Genomic DNA, 25,526 nt, shown 5'->3' with positions numbered 1-25,526 from the left:
TAACGGGCCACAGAGCGTGGAATTAACGTTCATCGTGCATTTGGACATTATTGGCAAGTTGGTTGACATAATTACCAGCATTTTGTTGATTAGCTGTTTGAACCATGTTACCTACTTGGTATTGTTGCCATTGATTTTGGTGATAAACATAGACTGATGGATCAACCCCAGCCACATCTTTACCTTGAGCGTAGTAATTTACCCATTCGCCATTATCAGCAGTGCTACCGTAAACTTGGTAGTAAGTGTTGTTAGTACCATTTGGCAATGGTGCCAACACGCTACTTTCATTCATTGCCGTAACGGAAATTGGCCGTTCCGTAGTTGGCAAGGATTCGTTTGTAATTTCCTTACTGGTGTACCAAACATAAAGCCCAAACTTTTGATTTTGGCTAAGTTGGTCAGTGGCCAAAGTTACCTGCGGATCAGTCTTTTCCGGAGCTACAACCGTCTGATTTGACTTGCTAGCTTGAGTAGCCTTAGCGGTTTGCGAAGTAGCTGTAACTGCGAGGTTCGATTTTTGAATTGGATTAGAACTTGTAGTGTTAGCAACCAACCGATTCGTCGTTAACGTCTTAGTAGCAACGTTATAGCTTGCTGGGGCAACACTCGCTGCTGACTTCAATAAACTACCATCAGTGACGGTTGTAACATTCTCTTTGGTTTGACTACTTTGATGACGACTTTGTTTTTGACCGGTCGTCTTGCTTACCTTTGGTGTGGATGATGAGTTAGCTGCCTTTTTAGAGGTAGTCGCTTGCCCACATCCCGCTAATAATGCCGCAATAGCAACAGTTCCTAGCATAACCTTTAAGTTCTTCCGCATGATCATCATCCTCCTAACCGACTTTAACGAATTATCTCTTATGCCGTTAAAGTTTATGTAATATTTATTACTTATCTGTAACTATATTGTAACATAAACTTTGGAGGTTTGGTTAATGATCCGTAAAATTATTTAAATTAAATCCGATATGGCTTAAAGAGATAGCGCTCCACAAACTCTTCACATTCTTTAAGATCAACCTCTCCATAGACACGTTCGCTGAATTGGATCAGGATCGTTTTTATACGAATTTTTTCTAAACGTTCTAGCTTAGTACGTTCTGCCGAAGTTTCCGCCTCCCAAATAGAAGTACTGCCAAAGAGTTTAAGGCAATTATCCTTGAATTCAAGTTGTGTTTTACCAACTTCGACTGCTGTATCTAAGTGTCGGAGAAAAGTTGCCTTACTAACTTCAACTACTAACTTAATTGAGCCATCCCCAGTCTGATCTTTAAAGCACAAGATCATGCCAACTTGGGGATCGTAGTGAGTATCGATAACTAAATGACTCATATAGAAGATGGTATTTTCATTCTTTAACCCACCACTTGGAACTAAAGCATATTTTCCTCGAACTAATGCTTTTGAAACTTGGTTACTAGTTCCAGAGTAAAAAACATCGGTCATTAGCTGATGGATGTGATGCTTGGTAGCAAACTCATTAATTACCTCACGGACAGATTTTGCGTAAACAATCCCCGCTCCATTGGCTTTCATCACAAAAGTCTTGCCAGTTGCATAATGTGCTAAGAAAAGAACGTTTTCCCAACAAATTGGTTCATACGCTGTTTCTTTCCAACTTTGCTTTCGGATTCCATTTAAATTAAATAACATTACTCTTTCACCTCTTTTGAAAAAATTAATGGAAATATTTAATCATATCTTTAATTGATTATCAATATATATTTAAAAATTTGCCGCTAAATAGACTTATTGTTAATTAATTCAATTGTAATAAGCTAATCAATATAAGCGTTTTAAAATTGCAAATGCTAAACTTCAAGAAAATTCGGACAAACTACAGTGATTATTGTTAAACATAATCGTTATTAACTCCAAGGTGACAGCATTTCCATAACTTTAGCTGAAAAATCAATTTGTTTGAAATTTTCATATTTTTTCTAACTCACTTAAACTCATAAATTGTCTCCGGCCGGGATAAATACAAATAACAACGGAGAAATTTAATGAAAAAAATCAGTCAATTGAACAGTGAATATAATCGTTATTTAGCCGCCACTTTTACAGATAAACAACTCGAAGGAGCAATCTTTGGCGTCCTAAAACATGCAAATGTTTTACCAGGTCATCCCCATCGCGATGACTTAATTCAAGAATGTCGGTTAACTGTTGCCCAAGCGTCGATTGATTATGACCAATTATTTCAACCTAAAATCAACCGCTTCGCTTTCATTTACCAACGTTTACGCTGGCAAATAACTAATTTCTTTAACCGAGAAGAACGCTTACGCCAACACCAAGGATTAATTCTTGACGGTCCCACCCCAATTGAAGAAATTAACCATCCTGCTTTACAATATGATTTTGATTTTGAAAGCCGGACCGATTCCAAAAAATTGCTTCAGCGGCTTTATCAGGCCTGTGAATCTAAGCAAAAAGCATATCTAGATTTACTCATTAAAGACCCGGAATTAACAAATCGGGAAATTGCAAACATATTAGGTATAACTCCCCGTGCTGCTAATTATCGTTGGAAAAAAATTCAAAGAATTGCGAATCAGATGATAATTAAGCGAGCATAAATTAAAGGACACAACAAATGCCAATCATATGGTTTTGTTGCGTCCTTAATACATATCACATTATGATAAGCGATCACGTAAAGTAAAAACATTCTTGACATAACAATGGCTTTTAGCCATCATCCAAAAAAATAAAGAACGTTAACGACTATTTTCTTAAAATTTCCTGTGCTTGCTTAACAATTGGGGCTCTTAAGATAATAACCCCAACTGCGTAGATAATGACTCCAATGGCCCCCTGAAAGACCAGGTTAATAATGTTCATTGTCATCATCGCATTTATATGATAAACGATCCAAAACATAATGAATCCCGGCAGTAAGTAACGCCAAAGGTTCTTGAATAATACGCGTCGCCGAATTGTCGTCCGAACGCAGTACAGTTGAACTGCCGCCACTAAAAATTCAGCACAAACAGTAGCTAAAGCAGCCCCATTTGAAACATAACGTGGAATTAAAATAAAGTTCAATATGATATTTGAGATTGCCCCAACAGTTACAGATACCGTAAACTCATTCACCCGCTTAACTGGCATCAAGTACTGGGTTCCAATCACGTTACTCCAGGCAATAAAGAGAATCACCGGCGCTTCAATAAACATAATTTCGCCGGTTGGGACGTACTTACCACCCAAGAACCAAGGGGCAAACTTCTTGGAAATTGCCATTAAACCAAACATCATTGGGACTGCTAATGCAGTCACAAACTCAAATGAGTTGTAAAGGCTTTGCCGGACCCCTTTAACATCCCCTTTAGCAAACTTATTAGCCACATGTGGAAGCATCACGGTTCCCGTTGCCGTTACAATCGCTAAAACTAGCTTAACGATTTTATCAGCATAGTCAAATTGTCCTAAGGCGTCTTGAGCTCCCAGCCGACCCAACATTAATTTGTTAACCACCAAGTAAATTTGGGTCGTAATTGTTGGGATAAAAAGAATTAAAGCGGGATAAAAGTGTTGGAATGGTTTCCAAAAACGAGGACTCACCCATTGAATTGAATTCCTTAAGTAAGGCCAAAGGGTAATATTTCCGCCAACTTGAGCTAAACCAAGCAACAAAATATATTTCCATAAGTCTGATTCTTGTTTGACAACTACAAAAATTAAACAAATCGTTACTAGCTTAACGATGGTATTCCGGACAACCGTTTTCTTGAAATCTTCCATCCCCATAAAGTACCAAGAAACATCTAACCCGGCAGCAATAATCCAAAAAGTTTGCAGAAGGTAAAAAGTTCTGAAAGTGGTACTAAAGATAAAGATGATTACCAAATAAGCAAGCATCGAAAGGATAATTGTCCCAAGTTGGAGGGCTTCAACACCCCAGAAAATTCGTGATCGTTCTCGTTTATCATCACGATGGTAGGCCACTTCCCGGTTTCCGTAAAGCGTAATCCCCATTTGACCGATCAGGCAAAAAAAGGTCACCCAACCATTTGTATAGCTATTAATCCCGGATGCGTGGGGGCCCAATACCCGGGAAATATACGGAGTGGTGATTAAGGGCGCAAACATCAAAAGAATCTGATAGCCAGCATTATACAAATAATTTTTAATTACTTGCATCTTACTTTCCAAACTCCTTTGCCACCGTTACTAAGGCCGCATGCAAGACTTGATCCATATCATAGTAACGATATTGTCCGAGGCGACCACCAAAAATCACATTTGGTTTGGTTTCAGTGGCTAACTTAGCGTATTGTTTGTATAGACTATTGTTAGTCGCGTTGTTAACTGGATAATAAGGTTCGTCCCCCCGTTGCCAATCAGCCGGATATTCTTTAGTAATTACGGTTTTCCCTTGGTCACCCTTACCAAACTCAAAATGCTTGTGTTCAATGATCCGGGTATATGGGGTTTCCGCATCCGTATAGTTAACTACGGCATTTCCTTGATGGTTATCTTCATCTAAAACTTCAGTTTCAAAACGTAAGCTCCGGTATTGGAGTTCACCCAATTGGTAACCAAAGTATTGATCAATCATCCCAGTAAAGACAATCTTTGGAAATTCAACCTCGTATTCTGCCTGGTGATCAAAGTAATCCACGCCGGTCTCAACGTCAATCAGATCACTAGCAAGCATCTTTTCAACGATTTGGGTATACCCCCCAACCGGGATCCCCTGGTAGAGATCGTTGAAATAGTTGTTGTCATATGTCAACCGAACTGGTAACCGCCGAATAATAAAAGCTGGTAAGTCGGTGGCCTTTTGGCCCCATTGTTTTTCAGTATAACCCTTAACCAACTTTTCGTAGATGTCCCGGCCAATCAAAGAAATTGCTTGTTCTTCAAGGTTAGCCGGTTGCTTACCAGCCATTTCTTGCCGTTGTTCATCAATCTTAGCTTGTGCTTCGGCTGGGGTTTTAACCCCCCACATCTTACTAAAGGTGTTCATATTAAAGGGAAGATTGTAAATCTCACCCTTGTAGTTAGCAATTGGGGAGTTGGTATAGCGGTTAAACTCTGCAAATTGATTTACATAGTCCCAAATTTCTTTATTTGAGGTATGGAAAATATGTGCCCCATATTGGTGTACTTGAATTCCATATTCTTCCTTAGTATAGATGTTACCTGCGATGTGGTCCCGCTTTTCAATTACCTTAACGCGTTTGCCTCGTTTGGCGGCTTCGTAAGCAAAAGTGGCCCCAAAGAGACCGGCACCAACCACTAAATAGTCATATTTAGACATAATATTTCCTCTTTTACATAAATATCTATTCCTAAATAATAGGCTAAAGCCGAAAAAACTACAAGGGAATTCGCAAAGTGTTAGGGATTGTTAATTTTCCAATCCCTTAACTAACTTGTCAGAAATTCCAAACACAACCTTACGTGCCCAGAAATAATCACCTGCTTGAATTGGTCTTAAATCCGTCTCATCAAGGATTGCCGGTCGACTACCATGACGTTTTTCAAGAATAATATAGCGGTGAATATTTTGATCAATTCGCTGGTAATACTTCGGTATATTACATAACACCGTTGGTAACCAAAACTCATCTGCAAAGGCGCTAGTACTCAATAATTGTCTTAAACGTTTATTACTATCAAAATCTTTAATTACAAATTCAGCGACATCTCTTGGCAAATCAACCCAGTTAGCTCCAGAATATATTTGATCTTCAGCGTAACCTAGTTTTTTGAGCTTATTAACTCTTAAGATCATCTGAGCCATGATATTTAAGCGATGATAAATTTTTCCAAAAGTTGTCCGCCGGTTTAATTTATCATAAGGATAATAGTACTTAGCCCACCAAATAACTTTTTCACCAGTTTTTGACACTTTATTTGCTTGGAAGTATGAAAGATAGATTTTTGAACTATTTTCAAAAAAACGAGCAATTTCTGCTGGCTTCTTGGTTGGCCAGTCTTGTCCAGAAATTAGATGAAGATAAGTAATTGAAGGATCCTTAAGAGCTACCTTAAAAAGTTCGACAGCAACTTGACCTATACTCCAACCACCCCAACGAACATCAATTTTAGAAAAATAATAAACCCCTAATTTATCAAGTTCTTCAAGCTGAGAAGAGGTTACTGTCATCTTCGTATCAAGATGGATAAATACTTTAAAAGTTGGCACTAGTTCTTTTGCGAGCGCAATTATTTGTTCCGGTTGACGATGCGCAATTACTAAAACAGCTTGCATTTCTATCTCCTAAATCAACTCATTAATCTTCTTAATTGCAGTCTTAATTTGTTTACCATTCCTTAATCCTTCAGCAACTTTTTGAACCCGAGCCTTCATTTGTTCGTATTCTTCAAGTGAAAGTTGACTTAAACGGCTAGGCAATTCATCCAAACTATCAACAGCAATTCCAAGACCATTATCAACTAGGTATTTCGCAACTGCTGCTTTTTTCCAAATAACGATTGGTAAGCCAGTACTTAAGTACAACGATACCTTATGCGGACAGTTATACTGCATATACTCTCCGTAACTACCATCACATGTATCGGTCCGGCTCCCATCCCAAACTAAGCCAAAATTGGCCTCTAAATGCTTGGGTAATTCTTCCGGTGAATATACTCCCCTATAACTGACATCGCTTGGAAACGCTTCTAACGGATTTGGGCCAAACACTTCTAGTTGCATCTTACCTTTAAAATCAACTTTTTTAAGAAAAGTTGATTTTACTAAATTTCCAGCAAAACAAATTGATCGACGATATGGTTTCTGAATTTGTAATAATTGTGGATTTAAATAGTCAAACACCCCTAAAATTACCATTGGTGTTTCGACTTGATGACTAATTAAATAGTCTTTCATTGCTTGGCTATGGACAATTAGACCATCTGCTTCATTCAACCATTTAGCTTCATTTTTGGCATATTCATTTGTCTGAAAACGACGTAACGACTCAATATCATGAATAATAAAAATTAATTTTGCATTCGTCGTAGTTCGAATTGACTTAATCAGAGCATCCATCAAAACCGTTGAATACGCAGGAAATTGAAAATAAATTTCATCAATTTGCTGACCTTTAAAAAGACGGGGAATGTTCCAATACATATACTTAAACTTTTTTAGCTTGGATTCATAGTTAAAAGGAAGATCCCATATATCATAGTCTTCCTTTCCAAGAATTTTTTCAATATCAGTCCGTGCTTTTGGGCCAGCATCATTTGTGTGTAAGTCTTCTATTGACAACAATACCTTATGCATTTTCTCACCTTTTATATAATAATAAGCCACACTTTTCAGTATGGCCTATATGCTACTTGCTGTTTTTACGAATAAAGTCCTTAATTACAATTCCACCAAAGGAAATGATAATTCCGATTAAACCACCTAAAGCTACCCCAGCAACGAGATATTTTTTGGCATGAGGAGTTGTTTCGCTAGTTGCATCACCAACCGTTGCTTTTGATAAAGGAGTAACCGTCCCAATGCCAGCTTTAAGCTTTGGAAGTTCCTTTTGAGCCGCAACTGCCGTCACATTTGCAATTTCTGTAACATCTTTAGCAGAAGAACCTTTAATCTTAATATTCATAATTAATGATTGCTGATGGCTCTTAGCATTAATCATGCCATAAATATCATCGGTTGAATATGCTTTTTTTAACTTCTTAGGTAGTAAAGCGTGGGCTTTTTTGGCAACTGACTTACTTTGAACCAAATCCTCATAAGTAGGCATCAGATTTTGATCTGCCATCACTTGAGCATTTTGATCATTATTCTGGCTAACCGCCGCTTGGTAATTGTGCGAAATCATAATTTCACGTTCCGCTGTATAAGTAGTATGTTGACGGTGCTTAGCTAAAAAGCCAAAGACACCACCAAATAGGACTGCCAGTATAACGATTAAAGCAATACTCTTGGCAAACATCCGATTTAACTCTTTAACAGTGTACTCTTTCAAAACTTTTCTCCTTTATTTTTAAGCTACTTTGCTTAGCTAATAGAGCTAATAAAAATGGATCATAAGCAATATCAATTAATCTTTGTTCTAAAACCGCACTGATCATAATAATAACCATAATACTTGCAAGTGCGTAATCGTTACTTTGAATCGATTTCCAGCTCAATTTAGTCATAATTACTAGGGCAACAATTAAAGCAGTAATTCCAAAAATTATTAATAAACGTAAATAAGACGAATCAATGAAAAAATAATGATTCAAGTCTTTTGTCATTGGGCCGAGGCTTGCGCCCCACCCATTTTCATGAATTTTTTGACCAAATAAAGAGAGCGGATAGCGATCAAAAGCTACTCTTCCATAGAGTAATCGTCCAGAAATTAGGTGATTCAATTTTACTAGTATGTGGTTACCCGGCGTATAGAAATAAGCACTCCAAATTGTTAAGTAAGCCCCTAAAATTGGCAATGTCCAATAAAATCCAGCAACCAGACGCGATCCTAAATAACCAGCAGCTGCGCGCTTACCAATCCAAACAACTGGAATCGTTAAAACGATCGCTAATGCATCTAATCGTGCATCAGTAGTCACTGAAACAAAGATCGCAAGTAACAGGTAACTTAAGTAGTGATACCACTTTAGGCGTCGAAAAGCTAAATAACAATGCGCTAACACCAAGTACAAAACATGGGCCGCAAAATCGGTTGAATAAATAATTCCAAATGATTGCCGCACAGCATTGGTCGTATCACGAACAAAAACGATATTTCGAATGATTCCAAGTTCAGCGTTAATAAATATTCCTACTAATGAAATGGTACCTACTACCAGATAAAGGCGAATAATCTGACGAAAATTAACATTTCGCATCCCTAAAATTAAGGAACCCATGACAACAATCATAAAATCGTTTGACGATCGCCAAGTAATGAATAAGTAGGCTAAAACGATTAAATTAACACAAATCGTTTTAAAACTGTGTCGATCCAGAAAGAAAATCTTAAAGTAAATTAAGCCTAGGCCGACAAATAACCAACGGTGTAAAGTACTAGGGACAAAAAAGTCCGTGTACGTTGATGTTTGGAGAAACGAGACGGACAAAATCAGAATAAAAGTAACCTGGTAAAGAAATTCACCATTCAGTTTAAATTCCTCAATCCGATGCCATTTTTCAATTACCTTCCCCATCGCAAGTCCTCTCTAGTGCTCACCATGGCCAAAGATCTTACGTTTTAAGAACTTACCACCTTTTTTTAACCAATTAACTGGTTCCATGAACACGTAATTAATTTCTTTCACTTGATATTCTGAATGCGTTTCTAGCCAGGTGTCAAGCATTAACTCACTTAAAAAACCATATACCCTTTTTTCGTAAGGAGTGTAATTCGTAATATCAATCTTGGCTTCTACTTTATCAAGAACTTCAAACATCCAGGTACAGTACTCATCTAACGGTTGACGCTTCATCACAAACATGTTAAACATGTGGGCCCATGTTCGCTTTAAAACTTTTTGGAAAGCTGGGTAGTAATCTGGATATTCATCCTTGATAATTTTCCGCATGACATCCAATGGCTCATGTTCATGAACATGGTAGTAATGGGATTCATTGGTTTCGATATAGTAGTTTCGCCGCTTGGGAACCAAGACATCAGCGGATTGCAAATAGCCTTCAATCTCTGCTCGCGTTGCAACAGCGTTAACATCCTTTTTACCATTTAAACTAAAGTAACGCCGGTAATGAACCAAGCCCATAGCATCAAGGTTAGTTAAATTTTGCCATCCCCAGTAAATGGCCGTTAATTCATTATAGTTAGCATTTTTAGCTGAAATGTTCTTTCCCGTATTATCACCCTGGAAGGTATGGTTAACATCTGGATGAAGATCCTTTCCAACAAACACCGGTAAATATAAATCATCCTTTGGCATAGCATAGTTTTTATGCGTTGCCACTAAAATTTTAATGTTCACAATTTTCACCCTTAATAAGCACCAGTACTCTTAAAGATACTGATGATATTCTTAAAGATAATCTGCCAATCATACCAGTAAGAAGCATGATCAACGTAACTTAATTCAACATCACAACGTTCGGGGTAACCGATGTTACTTCGGCCACTCGCTTGCCAAAGCCCCATCGCTCCCGGTTTAACTGACAAGAACTTGTCAACTCGATCTTCATACCAACTAAGTTCATCTTTAACAATCGGACGTGGGCCCACTAAACTCATATCTCCTCGGATAATATTGATAAATTGTGGTATCTCATCAAGCGATGTCTTTCGGAGAATTCGTCCTAACCTAGTGATACGCGGATCTTCTTCAGGTTCAAGCTTATAGTTATTTGCAACGTACTTCTGATATAACTCCGGATTTTGATGTAAAATTTCATCCGCTCCAACAACCATGGACCGAAACTTATAGATTTTAAACGGTTGGTGGTTTAATCCAATCCGCGTCTGCTTAAAGAAGAGCGGACCCTTATTATCACCAAACTGATCCATTAAGTAAATTACCAGGAAAACCGGACTTAAAATTACTAGGGCAATTAGTGAAAGGATAACATCCGTGATCCGTTTTGCAAGCAAGTAACCTGCCGATTTTCTTTTGACTATTTTTTGGCTATTCACCATTCTTAGCCATCCTTTTCCTATACTGATATCGCAAAGAAAGCTTAACCGCTCTTTTTAATACGTTCTATCTTTTAGTTTTTAATTAGCGCTTCAAATTAATGTTGGAACTTTTCTTAATTAAGATATATTTTGAAAAGCCAAGATTCAACCAACAAAATCTATTCTATAATAACAGTTTTGTCCTGAGAACAAAAGGTTTGATTAATAACAGTTACCTTTCCTTAACCTTAACGCAACAAAAATGTTGTTTAAAAAGCGAGATTAAATTAATCTCAAGAGTTTAAATCTATTTTATCAGCATTAGTTAAACAAGATAATTAATTTTGCATTTTCACTTAATTTTTTCTGCTCTCAAATTGTTATTAAAAGGTGTAAAGCATGTGTACATCACTTACAAAACGATTTTCTCAAAAACCAGAGCCAACTGGCAAATCGCTGATGGCGTTTTAACTACCACAAACAACTTGCAGATTGCCTAATCAATTTTACGACTTAACTCTATTAGTAATTGGAGGAATTAATTAAATGAAAACATTAAACTTAACTTTCAAAGGCTCCCTTGGTAAGACCCACACTTTAAAGCTCAATTACGCCAGTGACGGTCTATCAAAAGAACAAGTTCAAGCGGCCATGGACAAGATTGCGGCGACTAAGCTCTTCGTTAAGGACGGTGAATTCTTGTACGCCGTACCGGTTAGTGCCAAGTACGTAACGGCAACTGAAGATGTAGTTATCGCAAAACAAATTAGCTTAATGATTAAGCGGACGCTCAATTTTGGGCGTCCGCTTTTTTACGTCTAAGAATTCGTTAATTTCCGTAAGCGAAAAATGAGTAAAGCCAAAGGTTCTGAAAAGCGGAATAGCTTCATCGTAATTTGATACCGACGATCCAAAGTTTTGGGATCAACCGGACTAGTCTTGATAATCGTTTTTGCCTGATCAAACAACTGCCGATTATAGTTTTTTGGACAATAGGTGCAGTAACGAAGCGCCCTAATTAACATATATACATTCATTTTTGGTGCAATTGTAGGATAGTTCTTTTTAAAAAATGAATACCGGTCATTGCTCGATTCGAACTGATCCGCTATTGTTTTAGAGCTCATATTTGTCATTATACTATCATTTCGAACTTCATAAAAATAAGTGGTAACCGGAGAATAAACTATTTTATCTGCCTCATCAAAAACATAATGTAACGTCCATGTGTCCTCAAACATTTTACCTTTTGGAAACGGATGTCTCTTTAAAAGATTAGTTTTGTATACTTTATCGCATAGATAGCCATCATTTATTAATAATTCCATTGCTTGTTCTTTAGATAGTTCCATCACTTGATTATAAATAACAGCTTTTGTCTCTTTTGCTTTATCATTAATGTCCATAAGTTTCATACAACAAATGTCAGCCTTGAACTTCTCTAAAATGCCTACCGCATATTCGCAATGTTCCTTTGCTACTGTATCATCACTATCAATAAAAACGGTATATTTTCCGCTAGCGTTTTCTATTCCAGAATTTCTTGCCATTGATACACCAGCATGGTTATTTCTTATAATCTTGATTCTTGAATCTTCACTTGCATATCGTTCACATATTTTTAATGAATCATCAGTTGAACCATCATCAACAAGAATAATTTCAAGATTTTGGTAGGTCTGATTCAAAATACTCTTTAAACAAGTATCTAAGTACTTGTGACGATTATAAATCGGCACCACAATACTAACTAAAGCTTGTTCTGTCATTTGGGAACCCCCGTCTTTAAAATAAACTGCCTTTATTATACTTTTCCAAGCTGATTGCGTCCATCTTCGTTATGGGTTTAGCACTAACTATCTACCACATCAATCTACATAAAATAAATATATTAATTTTAAATTTTCGTTTCCTTTTTTGCTTATTCAAATTGTTATTAAGAGTGTAAGGCATGTGCACATCACTTACGAAAATAATTTTCTCAAAACCAGAAAGGAACTACAACCATGCAAGCATCTTTTAAGGCCAACAAACTTCAACTCAACGGCACAAGCGAACTGCACCCTAACGGTTACCGGCGTAATTTCAACAACTTGATTGAAAAGCCAGAACCAACCGCAGTGCAATCCTTTGCCGAAGCAATCGCCAGTTTAACTGGCGAACAAATCGCTGATGGCGTTTTAACTACCGCAAACAACTTGCAGATTGCCTAATCAATTTTACGACTTAACTCTATTAATAATTGGAGGAATTAATTAAATGAAGACATTAAACTTAACTTTCAAAGGCTCCCTTGGTAAGACCCACACTTTGAAGCTCAATTACGCCAGTGACGGTCTATCAAAAGAACAAGTTCAAGCGGCCATGGACAAGATTGCGGCGACTAAGCTCTTCGTTAAGGACGGTGAATTCTTGTACGCCGTACCGGTTAGTGCCAAGTACGTAACGACAACTGAAGATGTGGTCATCGCTAAACAAGCAGCATAATCCTTGACCATCAAAATTATTCTATCCCCTCAAGTGGCCGCTTCAATGAAGCGACCACTTTTTACATATTCTGCCACAAATCACTAGAGGTTAATTTTACTGTCCCTGCTTGGCATACTTTGCTTCCACTGCAGCCTTTTGACTTTCCCACCAGTCCCGGTGGTCAGTGTACCAATCAATCGTATGCTTTAAACCAGTCTTGAAGTCGGTGAATTCGGGCTTCCAACCAAGTTCAGTCCGGAGCTTAGTAGCATCGATAGCATAACGAAGGTCGTGACCTGGCCGATCTTTAACGTGATCATAAGCGTCCTTTGGTTGCCCCATCATTTCCAGGATCATTTCTAGAACTGCCTTGTTGTTCTTTTCGCCGTCCGCCCCGATCAGGTAAGTTTCACCAATCTTACCCTTGGTTAAGATCGTCCATACGGCCCGGGAGTGGTCATTGGTGTGGATCCAGTCACGGACGTTCTTACCAGTCCCATAAAGTTTTGGCCGAATGCCGCTCAAAATGTTGGTAATTTGCCGGGGAATAAACTTTTCAATGTGTTGGTATGGGCCGTAGTTATTCGAACAATTTGAAATCGTTGCTCGTAAACCAAAGGACCGCACCCATGCCCGCACTAAAAGGTCGGAACTAGCTTTGGAAGAAGAATATGGGCTACTTGGCCGGTATGGGGAATCAGGGGTAAACTTTTCACCTTTCCCTTCCCCGTGACCTGGTAGGTCTTCTCTTAATGGTAAATCACCATAAACTTCATCCGTGGAGATATGGTGGAAACGGACATCGTATTTTCGACAAGCGTTGATTAAGACCGACGTCCCCACGATATTAGTCTGAATAAAGGGCGTTGGGTCAATTAAAGAGTTATCATTGTGACTTTCAGCCGCGTAGTGTACCACTGCATCGGCATCCTTCACCAAGGAGTCCACCAATTCCTTATCACAAATATCACCAACAACGAGCTTTACCCGATCTTCTGGCAAGCTCGCTAAGTTAGCCTTATTACCAGCATAAGTTAGTTTATCTAAAACCGTAACATGAACTTCAGGATGGTTGTTCACGACGTAGTGGACAAAATTCGAGCCAATAAAGCCGGCTCCCCCAGTAACAATAATATTTTTGAACACCTTTTTCCCCTCGAGATGATTACTCTTCTTCACTTCGCTGGTTAACCCAAGCCTCGATTTCATCATAATCAAAGCCCTTACGGAACAGGGCCTGTTTAACTTTCATTGTCAGTTCATATCCACTAGTCCGGCGCGCATAACGGGTCCAAATTTTCTCGCCTTCACGATCAAGTTGATCAGTGGTATCAACGGTTGGCTCCGCCGGAGTCGCCACGCGAGTAGCTTCCTTAGCGATATCGCCACCATAACCCTGGGTGATTAAACCTTGATAGACTTTTTCTTGTTGCCGTCGGGCGGGTTGTTTAGCATAGCGGCGGAAGAGTTTCTGCGCAAGTTTGGTAGCGTTTTCCAATTGTCGTTCCGGCGTGAATTGCTCCAAAGCAGCATCAATTTGAAGTTCGCCGACTCGTTTTGCCCGCAACTTTCGCCGGATCATCGTTGGCCCCTTTAATTCGGTATTCATCACCGTCCGCACATAAGCAGCCGCATAGGCTTGATCATCAAGAAGCTGGTTTGCCCGCAGTTGCTTTAAGACCGGTTCAATCTGTTCCGGGGGCACGTCTTCTTTCAGCAGTTTTTTGGTCACTTCAGCTTCTGTCCGCAACTGGTAAGACAAGAAGTCCAAGGCCTTCCCATAGGCTTGGGCAATTGCATCATCGGTGGTAATCTGAGCAACTTCTTCCTGTGTCAGTTCCATCCCCTTCATTAAGCGGTGCTTCACCAAGACGCTCTCCGCCACTGGAAAAGCATATTTACCATTTAAATAGATATTATAGCGACCTGGCCGTTTTTGGGCCGCAATTTTTGTAATTTGTGCCATGGTTCCTGTTGATCACTCCAATCGAAAAAGGCTGAAAAGAAAAGCTAAATTTCTTCCCAGCATCACCGTTTTCTTATTACCCAGAAATTCAAGCCGATAAAAAAGCTTTCTCCCTACTTTTCCTTGCGCTTTTGCCAAAAATACAAGCGTTCTTCAATTTTTCCTTCCACAATGTCCTGTAAGGTGGCATTAATCGTTGCCCCGACCATGACCAAGATTCCAGAAAGATCAAGCCAGATCATCAGCAAAATGAAGGCTCCAATTGTTTTATAAGAAGTAATGTTATGAGAAAAGAAGGCGCTATACAAGGAGAATATGCGGGAAACGCCCATCCAAGCTAAAGTAACTAATAAAGCTCCCACAGCGACAAAGCGTAACCGTACCCGGGCATTCGGAACGAAATAGTACAAAATCGTTAGGATAATAAAAAGCCCGCCAAAAGTGATCGGCCACCGTACCTGATTAAAGAAGTGAATGTATTCAGGATTGAAGTGGAGAATTCCTTGTAGCCCTTGCATGACTTGTTCCCCAATCCCGTAGGTAAAAGTTAAAACAAACATGAAGAGAATCAAAACTAAGAGCCAAACAAAAGAAACTACCCGATTAATAATTGGATTTTGATAACGGGCTACCCCATAGGCACGATTAACACTCCGCTGAAAGGCAGCGATCCCCTGACTAGTCGACCAAACTGCCACTAAGGCCCCCGTCGTTAAGACCCCCCCTGATCCCCGGGATAGGAAGTCATAGATAAAGGGCCGCAGGAATGAATAAATTGAAGGCGGAACTGCCGTTTGGAGGTAAGCTAAAACTGTCTTGGCATTTAATCCCAACATTGGCAACAGGTTTCCAATCACCAAAACCGCTGGAAAAATTGACAAGAGGGTGTAATACGCTAACACCGCGGCTGAGGTCGTCACTTCGGCCATCTGGAAATGCCGCATAAACAATTGAAATTCATGTTTTAGCTTCCGCTCGATTGGTCCGCCCTCCCTTCGTTAGATATGATTTTATTTTACCAGTTTCTAGAAGGCATGGAAAAACCAAATTTGAAGTTTGGGTTAACTTTAAGATAAAGAGGTTGGGAAAAAAGCTCCTTGACGGCCTGGTTGGGATAAGAAGAACGAAGGTTGATTCATTAGAATCGGCCTTTCGTTCGCACTTATCCGTTAAGGCCGTGCTTTTTGACCTTAGTTACTGAGTAACATTCGGAAATGACAAAGAGGCCGGGTAGAAACATAAGTTTCTTCCCGGCCTCAAGCTTAGGTTGGTTAACTTATTTAATTTTTATTGCACCGTAACACTCTTGGCCAAGTTCCGTGGCTTATCAACGTCCAGGCCCTTTCCAAGGCTAGTGTAGTAAGCCAACAATTGTGCTGGTACGACACTTAATAATGGTGAGATCATTTCATCAACGTCTGGCAAGATGATGGAGTCATCTTCTTTTGCCAAATGCCGCGAGGCGATCGTTAAAATGTTAGCCCCCCGAGCTGCCGTTTCTTCAAGGTTACTCCGGGTTAAACCAGCGGTCCGGGATTGCGTAATAATCCCAATTACCGGCGTATTCTTTTCAATTAAAGCAATCGTTCCGTGCTTTAATTCCCCCGATGCAAACCCTTCGGCTTGAACATAAGAAATTTCCTTCAACTTCAAGGCCGCTTCTAAAGAAACTGACCAGTCAAGTCCGCGACCGATGTAAAAGGCATTCCGGGGCTTAGATAAAGCATGGCTAGCAATGGCTTCAATTTCGTCCTTGCTGTCAACTAAAGCTTGCATCCCATTAGCTACCTTAGCTAATTCATCCTTGACATCAAATTTTTGTGCCGCTTCTAAACCGAGATATTCACCTAAGGCCTTAGCCAAGATCGCTTCCACGGCAACTTGAGCCGTGTAAGCCTTAGTTGAGGCGACGGCAATTTCTGGTCCCGCGTATAGTAACAAGGTATGGGTTGCTTCCCGTGAAAGGGTAGACTTGTCAACGTTCGTAATCGTCAAACTTGGCCACTTGTTTTCATTGACGTGAACCAAAACTTCCCGACTGTCTGCGGTTTCCCCACTTTGGGAAAGGAAGATAAAGAATGGCTTCTTGGAAAGCAATGGTTGTTCGTAAGCAAATTCGGAAGAAATGTGGACCGAAGTTGGAATTTGCGCAAAACGTTCAAACAACCGTGCCCCAACTAAACCGGCGTGGTAACTCGTCCCAGCCCCAATGATGTAAAGATGATCGGCTTCTTGCATTTGTGCCAACAGCTTTTCATCAATTTGTGGCTTGCCATTTGCGCCTAAGTACTCTTGAACTAAACGCCGCATAACGGCTGGTTGTTCGTCGATTTCCTTTAGCATGTAGAATGGATAAGCGCCCTTATCAGCGGCATTGGGATCCATATCAACTGTAAAGGTATCACGGTGCTTTTCTTCGTTATCAAAGCTTTCGATCGTAACATGATCTGGTTGCACAATCACCAATTCATGATCTTCAATTTCCATGAATTCATTGGTTTCGTTTAACATGGAAAGGGCATCGGAGCCAACCATATTGTAGCCCTTACCGATCCCGACTAGTAATGGACTCTTATTCTTGGCAACATACAAGGTGTCTGGTTGTTCCTTGTCCATTAAAGCAAAGGCGTAAGAAGAATCCCGAGAAATTAACCGCAAAACCTTCAATAAGGCGGCCTTCGTGTCCATATCATAGGCAGTGACAAACTTATCTACGAGTTGGACGATAACTTCCGTATCCGTTTGGCTCTTGAACTTAACGTCACTTAAGTATTCTTCTTTTAGATCTTTATAGTTTTCGATCACTCCATTGTGAACCAAGTAAAAACGTTTGTCAGCAGAGTATTGTGGGTGGGCATTAGCTTGGTTTGGTTCGCCATGGGTTGCCCACCGTGTATGACCAATCCCAGCCATTCCTTGAACTTCTGGCGTTAAAGCAGCTTCCAAATTTGTAATCCGACCAGCTCGCTTGATCAAGAAGTCTTTACCGGCTTGATCATTAACGTAAATTCCGGCTGAATCATAACCCCGGTATTCCAAGCGCTTTAAACCATCGATTAAAATTGAGACCGTCTTGTTTGTCCCCGTAACTCCAACAATTCCACACATAAGCTTTTCTTCCTTTACAAATTGGTATAGATAGGTTTTTTAACCATTTTAATAGTTTTCTTTCTAACTCCTAGTATATTAAAAGCTTTTTCAACGTTTGTCAAATTCCCTGATCAAAATTGGTATGGTTAAGTTCTAATTTTACTTCCCCCAGCTAATTTCTGCTGTAAATTAAGGAAATGGTGGTCAGCGACGCCAAGATAACAACCGAGCCACATTGAAGTTTCGAGCATTACTTCTTCTCAATGGGTAAAAAATTGTGATTTTGTGAATCGTTGGCTAAAGAAAGAGGTTGGGAAAAAAGCTCCTTGACGGCCTGGTTGGGATAAGAAGAACGAAGGTTGATTCATTAGAATCGGCCTTTCGTTCGCACTTATCCACTAAGGCCGTGCTTTTTGACCTTAGTTACTGAGTAACATCCGGAGATGACAAGAGGGTGGGAAGAAACTTGAGTTTCTTCCCACCCTCTCCTAATATGTCGTTGCGAGTTTTTCCCTACCGCTTCTACTTAAATTCTTCTTCGGCTACTTTGGCGATCTGAGAAACGTAATCGTGAACAAGTTCTTTCGTTGGGGCTTCAGCCATGATCCGAAGCAGGGGCTCAGTCCCACTTGGGCGGACAAGCACCCGACCATCGCCATTCATATCACCCTCAACTTTTGCGATAATGGCCTTTAAGTTTGCATTTTCCATTGCCGCTGCTTTATCGGCCACTTTAATGTTAACTAACTCTTGTGGATAAGTTGTCACATCGGCAGCTAATTCCTTTAAGGTCTTGCCAGTCGTTTTGACTACTTGGAGTAATTGAAGGGCGGTCAACATTCCATCCCCAGTCGTGTTGTGATCCAAGAAAATGATGTGGCCAGATTGTTCCCCACCCAGATTGTAGCCGTTCTTCAGCATTTCTTCAACTACGTAACGGTCCCCAACCTTGGTTTTCACACTCTTCATGCCATGAGCTTCTAAGGCCTTGTACATCCCCAAGTTACTCATCACCGTTGTGACCACAGTATCTTGCTTGAGGCGACCATTTTCTTCCATGTTTTTCCCACAGATGTACATGATCTTGTCTCCGTCGACCAGGTTTCCTTCGTGGTCAACCGCAATACACCGGTCGCCATCGCCATCAAAGGCAATGCCTAGATCAGCTTCGTTTTCCACTACGGCCTTTTGGAGACTTTCAGGATGAGTCGAACCACAGTTAAGATTAGTGTTTAACCCATCTGGTTGGTCATGAATCGGAATCAAATCAACGTTTACGTCCGCAAAAAGGTTAGCGATAAAACCGCTCGTCGCCCCGTTAGCAGCGTCAACAACGACTTTCAAGCCTTCAAGATCCGTTGAAATTGTTTGTTCCAAGAAGGAAGTATACTTCAATGCTCCTTCTTTGTAATCATCAACGATTCCTAAACCATCAGCGGCGGGCCGTGGTAAGGTATCTTCTTCGGCGTCCAAAAGTTGTTCAATTTCGTATTCGAGTTCATCGGAAAGCTTGAAACCATCGCTCCCGAAGTACTTAATCCCATTGTATTCAATTGGGTTGTGGGAAGCCGTAATCATCACGCCGGCATCGGCTTCTTGGGCCCGTACCAAGTAGGCAACCCCGGGGGTAGTAACCACCCCAAGTCGGAGCACTTCAATCCCTACTGAAAGAAGCCCCGCAATTAAGGCACTTTCTAACATTTCCCCAGAAATCCGGGTATCCCGGGAAACTAAGACTTGGGGCCGCTTCCGATCAGAGTGGCGGGTCAAAACATATCCACCGGCCCGTCCAACCCGAAAGGCTAATTCTGGACTTAATTCTTGGTTAGCGACTCCCCGAACTCCATCGGTTCCAAAATACTTTAACTTCATTCAAAAAAACTCCTAACTATTACTGCTGTCACTACTCGACTCAGAACTTGAACTTTTTTCTGACTGACTCGACTGTGATTGGCTTTCACTAGTTTTATTACTTGATGATTCACTACTACTGCTTGATGAAGAATTACTATCACTCTTACTTGCATTAATCGGTACGGTCACGCTAATTGTGCTTGGCATTACCACCACATTGACGGTTTGTCCCCGTCGATCAATTGCTTGTAAAGTAACTTGTTGTTGCAGGTCACTCGTGGCATTCTTTGGTACATTAACCACTGCAATTACTTTGGCAACCCGCTTAACTTCACTCTTAGCCCCCGTAATTTGGACAGTATTCAAGGAAGCTTTGGGGGTGCCAACTTTGTAATTCCCGTTAACGGTCTTGGCACTTAGCCGGACCTCAACTGGTAAGGCCGTCGTGATCCGTGGTTGAATCTTAACTTTGATAGTTGCTGGAATGATCCGCGCTCGCAATTCGGAATTCAACCCCGAAGTCTTAAGCTTAACGGTATGTTCTCCATTCCCCAGATTATTTAGGTTAGCATAAACTTTAAAATTTTGCGTATTCATCGTGGTAGTAACTAAGGCTGAAGGACCACTGATCTTGACTCTAACGTATTGGGGATAACCAGTAACCACATACTTTTGGCTATTTACCGTCAAATCTAGGGGCATCTTCATAGTTTCGGTCTTATTGGACATCAAAGCCGTTGAATTTCCGTTCCGGGTCGTTTGGTGCAAGAAACCATTTTTACTCCCGTTAACATACATAAATAGGGTTAAGGCAAAGATTAGAGAAATAATCCGATAGAACCACTTACTGTTAAAAAAGCCGGTTTGATCGTCTTTCACTTGCCCACCCCCTTTAAGCGGGTTAATAAGTCAGTAAACAAATTTTTGTTACTTTCTTCTTTCTTATAGAGTTGCGCCCGGAGGAACTTCAGATAATTCTTCTGGGTCATACTCCGCAACAATTCATTATCCTTGGTAATCGAAACTTCCCCAGTTTCTTCAGAAATCACAATCGTTAAAGCATCGGTCACTTCGGAAATCCCGACGGCGGCCCGGTGACGAGTCCCTAATTCTTTGGGAATTAACTTACTATCGGACAAGGGAAGGTAAGCTGCCGCCACGGCGATCCGGTTATTTTTAATGATCACCGCCCCATCGTGGAGTGGGGTGTTAGGGATAAAAGTGTTGATCAATAAGGCCCCAGTCACTTCAGCGTCCAATGGAATCCCAGTTTCGATATACTCTTCCAAGCCGGTTTCCATTTGAATTGAGATCAACGCACCAATCCGGCGCTTAGACATGTATTGGATTGCTTGGTCAAGTTGTTTGATCAATTCCTCTTCTTTTTCATTCGCTGCCCGGTTGCGGGTCAACATCGTCCCCCGGCCGAGGTGTTCTAATCCCCGCCGAATTTCTGGTTGGAAGATAATTACCATCGCAATTACCCCCCAGTTAATAACCTGGTCCATCACCCACGAAACGGTTGAGAGGCCAACGTACCAAGAAACCACCTTAATCACAATGATAATCAAGATTCCCTTGAACAGTTGGACCGCCCGGGTACCTTTTAAAAGGACCATTAACTCGTAGATTAACAACCAAATAACTAAAATATCGATTAAATTAATAAAATTTCGCCACGTGAGAAGTGTAGCGAGGACTTGCATTGAGCATCCCCCCGATCAAATTACGGGACCAATTATATCATTTTGATTCCCGCTTTGCTGACTTGTTTTTAGTCCCGACCAATAATCCGGACTTCCGTTTCCAGTTGCACCCCAAACTTTTCCTTTACGGTTGCTTGAACGTGACGGATGACGGCTTGATAATCACTAGCCGTCCCGTTGCCAATGTTAACGATAAAGCCAGCGTGTTTAGTAGAAACCTGAGCTCCACCAACAGTGTAACCTTGAAGACCCGAATCATGGATTAACTTACCAGCATAGTAACCCGTTGGCCGCTTAAAGACACTCCCACAAGAAGGTAATTCAAGGGGTTGTTTAGCCGCGCGTCGGGCATTTAGGTCATCCATTTCCGCCTTGATAGCATCAAAGTCTCCCGGGGTTAACTTGAAGTCAGCGGAAAGAACCACCATGTGGCCTTCTTGAACAGCACTGTGGCGGTAACCAAAAGCCAGTTCTTTGTTATTTAAAGTTTTAATTTCGCCGGCTGGTGTCATTACCGTAGCAGAGGCAACAACGTTCTTAGTTTCGCCACCATAAGCACCCGCGTTCATAAAGACAGCTCCACCAACACTTCCGGGAATTCCAGCTGCAAATTCAAGCCCACTTAGGCTAGCATCCCGCGCCGCAATCGTCACATCAATATAAGCCGCCCCAGCCTGAGCTGTTACGACATCATCATGTACCGTAATTTGTTTCATCTTCGTTAAGATTAAAGTCAAACCGGCAATTCCACCGTCCTTAACGATCAAATTACTTGCGTTTCCAAGCACCGTCAACGGAATTTGGTGTTCATGGACATAGGACACAATTGCTTTGACTTGATCAACTGTTTCCGGAAAGGCTAACCAATCCGCTGGTCCACCGGTCTTCGTATGCGTGTACTTAGAAAGTGGTTCGTCTTTTAAAAGCTTCAACCCAGTAAAGGTGTCCGCTGCTAATTCATAAGTCATTTTTAAAGTTCCTTTCAAACATCATTGGGCTTCACCCAAATCTTATAGCTAACTACTTTGGTTTTAGCTTGCGTTAGGGATAAATGGATCGTTATTTTTTATGGAACCCCAACCAACTCTCTCGATTATATCATTTTGCCAATAGTTTGCATCACAAAGACTGTGTGAATTATAATTTTGGCAAAGAAAACGGAGGAACCAAAAGATGAACTTTATCGCCATGGACTTTGAAACCGCCTCAGCTAAGCGGTACAGTGCCTGCTCATTAGCCCTTACTGTTGTTCGCAATAACCAAATCACCGACGAATTTTACACCCTCATTAATCCGCAAACACCATTTTTCTGGCGGAACATTCAAATTCACGGGATCCACGAGCAAGACGTCCAAGACGCCCCTACTTTTCCGGAGGTTTGGGAACACATTCAACCATTCTTTACCCCGGAAAAGTTAGTAATTGCCCACAATGCTACCTTTGACAATAGCGTTTTAAAGAACACCTTACAACACTACGGAATCACCCCCGCACACTATCTAACCTTGGATACGGTCAAAACTAGCCGGGCTTTTTATCCCCAACTAATGAACCATCGACTTAATACGGTCGCTGAAGCCTTACAAATTGATCTTCATCACCACCACAACGCCTTAGATGACGCCCAAGCGTGTGCAAATATTTTAATTCACCAAGTTCAACAATTTGGTCCAGCCCAGTTACAGCGATTTATTAAGGAAGTTAAGTAAGAAACTATCGTAGGAAAGAGAGGTTGGGAAAAAAGCTCCTTGACGGCCTGGTTGGGATAAGAAGGACGAAGGTTGATTCATTAGAATCGGCCCTTCGTTCGCACTTATCCGCTAAGGCCGTGCTTTTTGACCTTAGTTACTGAGTAACATTCGGAGATGAAAGCGAGGGTGGGAAGAAACTTGTGTTTCTTCCCACCCTCTCGCTTCTTGTCTTCTATAGCTACTTCTTGTAAACCATCCGATAAGCAGCAGCCAATTCACCATTTGCCATTGGTTCGTTTAGTTGACCCGTTGTTTTAAATCCCAAATCCTGGTAGAGCTTAATTGCCCACCGGTTTGTGGTAAAGACAGTTAACATTAGTTCATCAAGGGTACTGTAATTTTCGTACCAATACTGGCCTTCATCAACTAACAGCTTTCCAATCCCCTGGTGCCAATAATCCTTTGCAACGACAACACCTAACTCACCAGTCCCTGGTTGATCAGCGACATGCATAATCGTTAGTACCCCAACAATCTGTTCACCTAACCAGGCTAATAAGATCAAGCAATCATTTCGATCAGCAACGGAGGCAAGCCGAATCGCTTCTTCTTCAACCGTAATTTTATCTAATCCCGGAAGTAAAATTGCCTGGCTTTCGGTTGCTGTTTGCCGCAAAAAGGCTAATAATCCTTTGGCATCGTTTTTTTCAGCTAAACGCATTTCGATTTCATTTGTCGTCATGGAGCCATTTCTCAACTACCTTTTCAAAGTGTTCCCCATGGGGGATAATCTTGAGTTGTCGTTCATTTTCTTGGTCAGTTCGGGTAAAGCTAAGGGAAAGGTAGTCCGTTGGAAGCTCATCTTCAATAAATTGAGCCCACTCAACGACGCTAACTCCGTCTCCATCAAAGTATTCTTCCAAACCAAGGTCTTCAGCACCGCCAGCTTCCAAACGGTAAATATCCATGTGGTAAAGGGGTAGCCGACCAGACTGATACTCTCGAATAATGGTAAAGGTCGGACTCTTAATCATCTGGTTAATCCCTAAACCGGTAGCCAATCCCTTAGTAAAGGTGGTTTTACCGGCTCCGAGGTCCCCGTTTAAAACAAGGACATCCCCCGCCTGCAGAAAGGGCGCTAATTTTTGGCCGAGTTCAATGGTAGCTTGACGATTTGGTAAATTAACCTGCACCATGGTCACCCTACTTTACTTGGGCCGCCGTAATTACAGCAACCTTGTAGACGTCTTCTTCACTCGTCCCCCGAGAAAGGTCCGCAATTGGGGCGTTCAAACCTTGGAGGATTGGACCAACGGCTTCAAAACCACCAAACCGTTGAGCAATCTTGTAACCAATGTTCCCAGCTTCAAGACTTGGGAAGACAAAGACATTGGCATGCCCAGCCACCTTGGAGCCTGGGGCCTTCAAAGCCCCAACTTCTGGCACAAAGGCTGCATCGAATTGGAGTTCTCCGTCAACTGCTAAGTCTGGAGCTTGTTCATGAACGAGCTTCGTTGCTTCAGCTACCTTGGTAACCATGTCACCCTTGGCGGAACCCTTGGTAGAGAAGGAAAGCATCGCAACCTTTGGATCAATGCCAAAAAGCTTTGCCGTTTCAGCACTTTGCATGGCAACCGCGGCCATCGTTTCAGCATCTAATTCAATGTTAATGGCACAGTCAGCGAAAACGTAACGTTCCTCACCCTTTTGCATGATGAAGGCCCCAGAAATCCGCTTTTGACCTGGCTTAGTCTTAACAATTTGCAATGCTGGCCGAACCGTTGCCCCAGTTGAGTGAACTGCCCCAGAAACCATTCCGTCAACTTTCCCCATGTAAACTAGCATGGTCCCAAAATAGGAAACATCTTCCAATATCTTAGCGACTTCTTCTGGAGTATTTTTGCCCTTCCGCCGTTCAAGCAAGGAAGCATGCATTGCTTGTTTGTCACTTGCGGGATAAGTAGCTGGATCCAAAATTTCAATGCCACTTAAATCAAAACCATTGTCCGTAGCAACTTGATTTAATTTTGCTTCTGAACCAAGCAAAACGGGGTCAACCACGCCATCAGCCTTCAAACGTACCGCAGCCCCCATAATTCGCTTGTCGCTACCTTCTGGGAATACGATCCGGCGATTCTTACCCTTTAAATCTTGAGCTAACTTTCCAAAAATATCCATTTCGAAGAC

General features: G+C 41.1%; 27 protein-coding genes. 5 read left to right on the top strand and 22 right to left on the bottom strand.

What is annotated here, in order from left to right; all coding sequences use genetic code 11:
• Nucleotides 1–22: 22 nt before the first annotated feature.
• Together GTO83_RS02330 and GTO83_RS02325 are read right to left on the bottom strand one after the other, a co-directional pair.
• Nucleotides 23–826 carry a hypothetical protein gene (locus tag GTO83_RS02330; protein WP_180871542.1) on the bottom strand — a complete coding sequence of 268 codons (804 nt, stop codon included), beginning with the start codon at nt 824–826 and terminating at the stop codon, nt 23–25.
• 137 nt (nt 827–963) lie between these two features.
• Nucleotides 964–1,659 carry a hypothetical protein gene (locus tag GTO83_RS02325; protein WP_180871541.1) on the bottom strand — a complete coding sequence of 232 codons (696 nt, stop codon included), beginning with the start codon at nt 1,657–1,659 and terminating at the stop codon, nt 964–966.
• Nucleotides 1,660–2,012: 353 nt separating this feature from the next.
• Here GTO83_RS02325 and GTO83_RS02320 point away from each other — a divergent pair, with 353 nt between their 5' ends.
• Nucleotides 2,013–2,588, top strand: a complete 576-nt coding sequence (locus GTO83_RS02320) for a winged helix-turn-helix transcriptional regulator (protein WP_180871540.1) — start codon at nt 2,013–2,015, stop codon at nt 2,586–2,588.
• A gap of 148 nt (nt 2,589–2,736) precedes the next feature.
• On the opposite strand, the gene GTO83_RS02315 is transcribed toward GTO83_RS02320, so the two are convergent.
• From GTO83_RS02315 to GTO83_RS02280, 8 genes are all read right to left on the bottom strand, one after another.
• Nucleotides 2,737–4,155, bottom strand: a complete 1,419-nt coding sequence (locus GTO83_RS02315) for a flippase (protein WP_180871539.1) — start codon at nt 4,153–4,155, stop codon at nt 2,737–2,739.
• Nucleotide 4,156: 1 nt separating this feature from the next.
• Nucleotides 4,157–5,278, bottom strand: a complete 1,122-nt coding sequence (glf, locus tag GTO83_RS02310) for a UDP-galactopyranose mutase (protein ID WP_180871538.1) — start codon at nt 5,276–5,278, stop codon at nt 4,157–4,159.
• A 90-nt stretch (nt 5,279–5,368) separates the two neighbouring features.
• Nucleotides 5,369–6,235: a beta-1,6-N-acetylglucosaminyltransferase gene (locus GTO83_RS02305; RefSeq protein ID WP_180871537.1), complete on the bottom strand. Its 867-nt coding sequence runs from the start codon at nt 6,233–6,235 to the stop codon at nt 5,369–5,371.
• Nucleotides 6,236–6,244: 9 nt separating this feature from the next.
• Nucleotides 6,245–7,255: a glycosyltransferase gene (locus GTO83_RS02300; RefSeq protein WP_180871536.1), complete on the bottom strand. Its 1,011-nt coding sequence runs from the start codon at nt 7,253–7,255 to the stop codon at nt 6,245–6,247.
• A gap of 52 nt (nt 7,256–7,307) precedes the next feature.
• Nucleotides 7,308–7,952, bottom strand: a complete 645-nt coding sequence (locus GTO83_RS02295) for a YveK family protein (RefSeq protein ID WP_180871535.1) — start codon at nt 7,950–7,952, stop codon at nt 7,308–7,310.
• Nucleotides 7,933–9,138 (bottom strand): hypothetical protein, encoded by a 1,206-nt coding sequence (locus GTO83_RS02290; protein WP_180871534.1) that lies wholly within the window; start codon nt 9,136–9,138, stop codon nt 7,933–7,935. The genes GTO83_RS02295 and GTO83_RS02290 overlap by 20 nt, the downstream gene beginning before the upstream one ends.
• A gap of 12 nt (nt 9,139–9,150) precedes the next feature.
• On the bottom strand, nt 9,151–9,921 hold the full coding sequence (locus GTO83_RS02285; RefSeq protein ID WP_180871533.1) for a DUF4422 domain-containing protein: 771 nt from the start codon (nt 9,919–9,921) through the stop codon (nt 9,151–9,153).
• Between the two features lie 11 nt (nt 9,922–9,932).
• Entirely contained in the window at nt 9,933–10,583 is a 651-nt protein-coding gene (locus GTO83_RS02280; RefSeq protein ID WP_180871532.1) for a sugar transferase, read from the bottom strand.
• A gap of 525 nt (nt 10,584–11,108) precedes the next feature.
• On the opposite strand from GTO83_RS02280, the gene GTO83_RS02275 reads away from it, so the two are divergent.
• Nucleotides 11,109–11,384, top strand: a complete 276-nt coding sequence (locus tag GTO83_RS02275; RefSeq protein ID WP_180871531.1) for a DUF2922 domain-containing protein — start codon at nt 11,109–11,111, stop codon at nt 11,382–11,384.
• Here GTO83_RS02275 and GTO83_RS02270 read toward each other — a convergent pair.
• Complete coding sequence (locus tag GTO83_RS02270; RefSeq protein WP_180871530.1) at nt 11,381–12,331, bottom strand: glycosyltransferase family 2 protein; 951 nt, start codon at nt 12,329–12,331, stop codon at nt 11,381–11,383. The genes GTO83_RS02275 and GTO83_RS02270 overlap by 4 nt on opposite strands.
• A 237-nt stretch (nt 12,332–12,568) precedes the next feature.
• Between GTO83_RS02270 and GTO83_RS02265 the strand changes: the two genes are divergently transcribed.
• Both GTO83_RS02265 and GTO83_RS02260 read left to right on the top strand, forming a co-directional pair.
• Complete coding sequence (locus tag GTO83_RS02265) at nt 12,569–12,775, top strand: hypothetical protein (protein ID WP_180871529.1); 207 nt, start codon at nt 12,569–12,571, stop codon at nt 12,773–12,775.
• Nucleotides 12,776–12,821: 46 nt separating this feature from the next.
• Entirely contained in the window at nt 12,822–13,049 is a 228-nt protein-coding gene (locus GTO83_RS02260) for a DUF2922 domain-containing protein (protein WP_180871528.1), read from the top strand.
• 96 nt (nt 13,050–13,145) lie between these two features.
• Here the strand turns inward: GTO83_RS02260 and rfbB are convergent, their stop codons facing one another.
• The 8 genes from rfbB to murB all read right to left on the bottom strand — a co-directional run bounded on the left by rfbB (nt 13,146) and on the right by murB (nt 22,615).
• Complete coding sequence (gene rfbB, locus GTO83_RS02255; protein WP_180871527.1) at nt 13,146–14,177, bottom strand: dTDP-glucose 4,6-dehydratase; 1,032 nt, start codon at nt 14,175–14,177, stop codon at nt 13,146–13,148.
• A 19-nt stretch (nt 14,178–14,196) separates the two neighbouring features.
• Nucleotides 14,197–14,997, bottom strand: coding sequence for a recombination regulator RecX (gene recX, locus GTO83_RS02250; RefSeq protein WP_180871526.1), 801 nt, complete (start codon nt 14,995–14,997; stop codon nt 14,197–14,199).
• Nucleotides 14,998–15,110: 113 nt separating this feature from the next.
• On the bottom strand, nt 15,111–15,941 hold the full coding sequence (locus GTO83_RS02245) for a YihY/virulence factor BrkB family protein (RefSeq protein ID WP_180872093.1): 831 nt from the start codon (nt 15,939–15,941) through the stop codon (nt 15,111–15,113).
• Nucleotides 15,942–16,284: 343 nt separating this feature from the next.
• On the bottom strand, nt 16,285–18,105 hold the full coding sequence (glmS, locus tag GTO83_RS02240; protein ID WP_180871525.1) for a glutamine--fructose-6-phosphate transaminase (isomerizing): 1,821 nt from the start codon (nt 18,103–18,105) through the stop codon (nt 16,285–16,287).
• A 504-nt stretch (nt 18,106–18,609) separates the two neighbouring features.
• Nucleotides 18,610–19,959: a phosphoglucosamine mutase gene (gene glmM / locus GTO83_RS02235; protein WP_180871524.1), complete on the bottom strand. Its 1,350-nt coding sequence runs from the start codon at nt 19,957–19,959 to the stop codon at nt 18,610–18,612.
• A 12-nt stretch (nt 19,960–19,971) separates the two neighbouring features.
• Nucleotides 19,972–20,820 carry a YbbR-like domain-containing protein gene (locus GTO83_RS02230; RefSeq protein ID WP_255463145.1) on the bottom strand — a complete coding sequence of 283 codons (849 nt, stop codon included), beginning with the start codon at nt 20,818–20,820 and terminating at the stop codon, nt 19,972–19,974.
• Complete coding sequence (gene cdaA, locus GTO83_RS02225; RefSeq protein WP_180871523.1) at nt 20,817–21,647, bottom strand: diadenylate cyclase CdaA; 831 nt, start codon at nt 21,645–21,647, stop codon at nt 20,817–20,819. The genes GTO83_RS02230 and cdaA overlap by 4 nt, the downstream gene beginning before the upstream one ends.
• Before the next feature lie 68 nt (nt 21,648–21,715).
• The gene (gene murB, locus GTO83_RS02220) at nt 21,716–22,615 is read right to left on the bottom strand and encodes a UDP-N-acetylmuramate dehydrogenase (RefSeq protein ID WP_180871522.1); all 900 of its coding nucleotides are present in this window, start codon (nt 22,613–22,615) and stop codon (nt 21,716–21,718) included.
• Between the two features lie 205 nt (nt 22,616–22,820).
• Here murB and GTO83_RS02215 point away from each other — a divergent pair, with 205 nt between their 5' ends.
• Nucleotides 22,821–23,357 (top strand): 3'-5' exonuclease, encoded by a 537-nt coding sequence (locus tag GTO83_RS02215; protein ID WP_180871521.1) that lies wholly within the window; start codon nt 22,821–22,823, stop codon nt 23,355–23,357.
• A gap of 220 nt (nt 23,358–23,577) precedes the next feature.
• On the opposite strand, the gene GTO83_RS02210 is transcribed toward GTO83_RS02215, so the two are convergent.
• Genes GTO83_RS02210 through pta form a run of 3 tightly spaced genes read right to left on the bottom strand, consistent with a single transcriptional unit; the run spans nt 23,578 to nt 25,517 of the window.
• On the bottom strand, nt 23,578–24,081 hold the full coding sequence (locus GTO83_RS02210; protein WP_180871520.1) for a GNAT family N-acetyltransferase: 504 nt from the start codon (nt 24,079–24,081) through the stop codon (nt 23,578–23,580).
• Nucleotides 24,068–24,535, bottom strand: a complete 468-nt coding sequence (tsaE, locus tag GTO83_RS02205) for a tRNA (adenosine(37)-N6)-threonylcarbamoyltransferase complex ATPase subunit type 1 TsaE (protein WP_180871519.1) — start codon at nt 24,533–24,535, stop codon at nt 24,068–24,070. The genes GTO83_RS02210 and tsaE overlap by 14 nt, the downstream gene beginning before the upstream one ends.
• Nucleotides 24,536–24,542: 7 nt before the next feature.
• Nucleotides 24,543–25,517 carry a phosphate acetyltransferase gene (gene pta / locus GTO83_RS02200; protein ID WP_180871518.1) on the bottom strand — a complete coding sequence of 325 codons (975 nt, stop codon included), beginning with the start codon at nt 25,515–25,517 and terminating at the stop codon, nt 24,543–24,545.
• Nucleotides 25,518–25,526: the final 9 nt, after the last annotated feature.

This window comes from Lactobacillus sp. 3B(2020), assembly GCF_013487845.1.
Taxonomy (GTDB): domain Bacteria; phylum Bacillota; class Bacilli; order Lactobacillales; family Lactobacillaceae; genus Limosilactobacillus; species Limosilactobacillus alvi.
The sequence above is the reverse complement of the archived record's forward strand: the minus strand, read 5'-3'. Positions and strand labels throughout refer to the sequence as shown.